This is a genomic window from Nocardia sp. NPDC058497 (assembly GCF_042720195.1).
GTDB lineage: Bacteria > Actinomycetota > Actinomycetes > Mycobacteriales > Mycobacteriaceae > Nocardia.
This window is the reverse complement of record NZ_JBHXMY010000059.1, coordinates 1-2,861: the sequence shown is the minus strand read 5'-3', so window position 1 is coordinate 2,861 and position 2,861 is coordinate 1. Positions and strand designations below refer to the sequence as shown.

At 69.8% G+C, this 2,861-nt stretch carries 1 pseudogene; it reads right to left on the bottom strand.

What is annotated here, in order from left to right:
• Positions 1–52: 52 nt before the first annotated feature.
• Positions 53–2,861: pseudogene (locus tag ACFWPJ_RS06820) on the bottom strand (arabinosyltransferase domain-containing protein); the annotation flags it as partial.

The following is a 2,861-nucleotide window of genomic DNA, read 5'->3' as shown; positions in this document are numbered from 1 at the left end:
ACCCGCCGCCCCCCCCGGGGGCCCCCCCCCCTTCTACTGTCTCGGGCTCAGGTCAGAACACCCGCAGCGGACCGGGGGTCCACAGGCCGCTACGCGGGGCGGTATCCGTCGCGAGCTGGGCCGGCTCGGCCTTGAGGTACTGGTTGTAGCGTTCCAGCGAACCCCAGTCGCGGGCCCAGTCGTCCTTCAGATAGGTCGGGATGGTGACCCGGCTCGCCAGCATCTGCGAGAAGCCGAGCGGGCCACCGAACTCCTGGGCCTGCCAGGTATCGGTGGACGAGATCGCCAACGGACGATCCGGCAGGATGCGGTAGTTCGGCACCTCGGCGACGCCGTTGTGGTGCGCGAACGGCCGCTGGCACGGGAACTGCAGGCCGACGGCCCAGTCGAGCAGCACCGGCTGGGTGCGGCCGATGAAGCTGTCCAGTGTCCGCAGCTTCGGCACGCGCGGCGGGGTGAACGCCAGCCACTGGTCACCGATCAGGATCGGGTCGTTGGCGACGATGCGGACCGCGTTCGCCTCGGCGGGCAGGTCGGACACCGGAACGCGCAGGTTGCGCCACGACGGGAACGGGCCGATATCGCGCGGCAGGTAGGTGCCGAGCGTGGTGACGCTGCCGTCGGGATTGCGGGCGCCGTACTCGACGAGCAGCGACTGGCCGTACTTGTCGGCGCCGGAGTCGTCCTTGGAGGCGATGCGGCCCGCCGCCGAGATCACGACCAGCGGCGAGTCGTCCGAGCGCGCGGGCAGCCCGTACCAGGCCGACTCCAGGTGCGCGGGCTGCTGCACGCCTTCCTGGTACGAGCCCAGGATCGGGGTTTGCGCCGGGTCGAGCCCGAACGGCAGCGCGACGGTCGACCCGTTGACGCCGAGCGCGCCCTCACCGCCGCCGGTACCAGCGCTCTCGCCCTCGGCGAAGGCCGCGCCGACCGACTGGTTGCTGGTGTTGCCGGTACCCGGCTTCACCTCGACCGCGTCTGCCGACAGGTCGCCCGGCACGCCGTTGGGCGTGAAGCCGACCGCGCCGGTGCCCGCGAACGGATCGTTCGGATCGGTGAACGGGCGGGCCGGGTCGACGATCGGGTCGAGCCTGCCGCCGTTCGGATCGGATTCGACCAGCACGTCGTTGGCAAGACCGCAGGCATTGCCGCCGATGGCGTCGATGTTGGAGCGGGCCAGCGAGTACCCCGGGTACTGCTGGGTGGCGCCCTTGACCAGCGAGAGCACCTCGAACAGCACCATCAGCCCGACCACGATGGTCAGCGGGATGGCGGCGAACTTGCGGATCCGCCTGCCACGCTCGGTCTTCGCCGACGGCTGCGGTTTCACGTAGTCCTCGCGCAGCGCGTACCAGCCGACCAGGGCCAATGCCACGCCGAACAGAATCAGCATCACCGTGTTGGAACGGACGCCACCCAGCGAGATGGTCTTGTCGAACCACGGCACGCCGTAGCTGGAGACGTACCAGTAGCCGTTGATACCCGAGAACGACAGCGCGAGCACGAACAGCAATCCGGCCAGGAAGATGGCCCGGTTCTTGCGCGAACGCAGCGCGCTCTGCGAGACGGCGACCGCCGTCACCACGGCCAGCGAACCGGCGATGCCCGCGTACGCGCCGAAGTGGTGGGTCCACTTCGTCGGGTTGAACATCATGAAGAAGATGGTGCCGAAGACGATCCCCATCAGCCGCCAGGTCGGGCCCGACGCGATGCCCGGCACCTGACGGCGGCGCAGCAGCACCAGCAGCGTGGTGAACAGGCACAGCAGCATCACCAGGAAGGCGAAGCGCCGGGCCAGCGAGCCGTCGACGGTCTCGACGAACATGTAGTAGTAGCGCAGGTAGTCCTCGTACCAGGCCAGGTTCGGGCCGGTGGCCTGCCGCACCCGGTTGGCTTCCTGGATGCCCGCGAAGGTCTGGTCGCCGTAGACGACGACCAAGACCAGCAGACCCGCCGAGGCGATCGGGGCGAGCAACGGCAGCGTGCCGAACTGGCGGTGCCTGCGCACGACGATCCGCACCAGCGGACGGATGCCCGCCAGCAGCGCGGCCACACACATCAGACCGGTCGGGGCGGCGGCGAGGGTGAACGCCGCGATCAGCACCGCGATGCCCGCGGGCAGCAACCTGCCGGTGGCGATGGCGCGTTCGATCGAGACCCAGGTCAGCAGCGCGCCGAGGGCGACGATCGGCTCCGAGCGCAGGCCGTTGTCGAACGGCAGCCAGAAGGCGAGGAACACCAGGCCGCCGGTCCACAGCGCCACCTGCGAACGCTTGACCGCGTTGCCGAGGCGGGGCACCACCTCGCGGCTGATGACCATCCAGCACAGGATCGCGCAGATCAGCGCGGGCACGCGCACCCATGGGCTGGCCGTGGAGATCTCGGCGAAGACCTGGATGACGTAGTAGTACCAGCCGAACGGCGCCTCGGGCACGCCGTACCAGCGGAAGTAATTGGCCGTGTAGCCCGCGTCGGGCGCGACGCGCACCATCGACAGGATGTAGCCGTCGTCGGAGGTGTTGGCGCCGACGAAGTGCCAGACCAGCAGGGTGCCGATGACCGCGCCGTCGGCCCAGGTCGGCTTCAGCCAGTTCTTCGGCAGGAACCGGCGGTGCCCGCGCCCGTCGCTGCCGTCGAGCACGGCCAGCGCGCCGAGTGCGAGCAGGGTGCACAGCACCGCCGCGATGATCGCGATCAGTTTCACCAGCGACGGGCTGGAGGAGAACCGCGAGTCGATCGTCGAGGTCAGCGACAAGCCGTCGGGGACCACGCCCATGAGTTACGAGAACAAGCCCACCAACTGGGGCCCCGGATCCCCCGCGCGCGGTACCAGCACCCGCGCCCGGACCGGCGCGACCCCG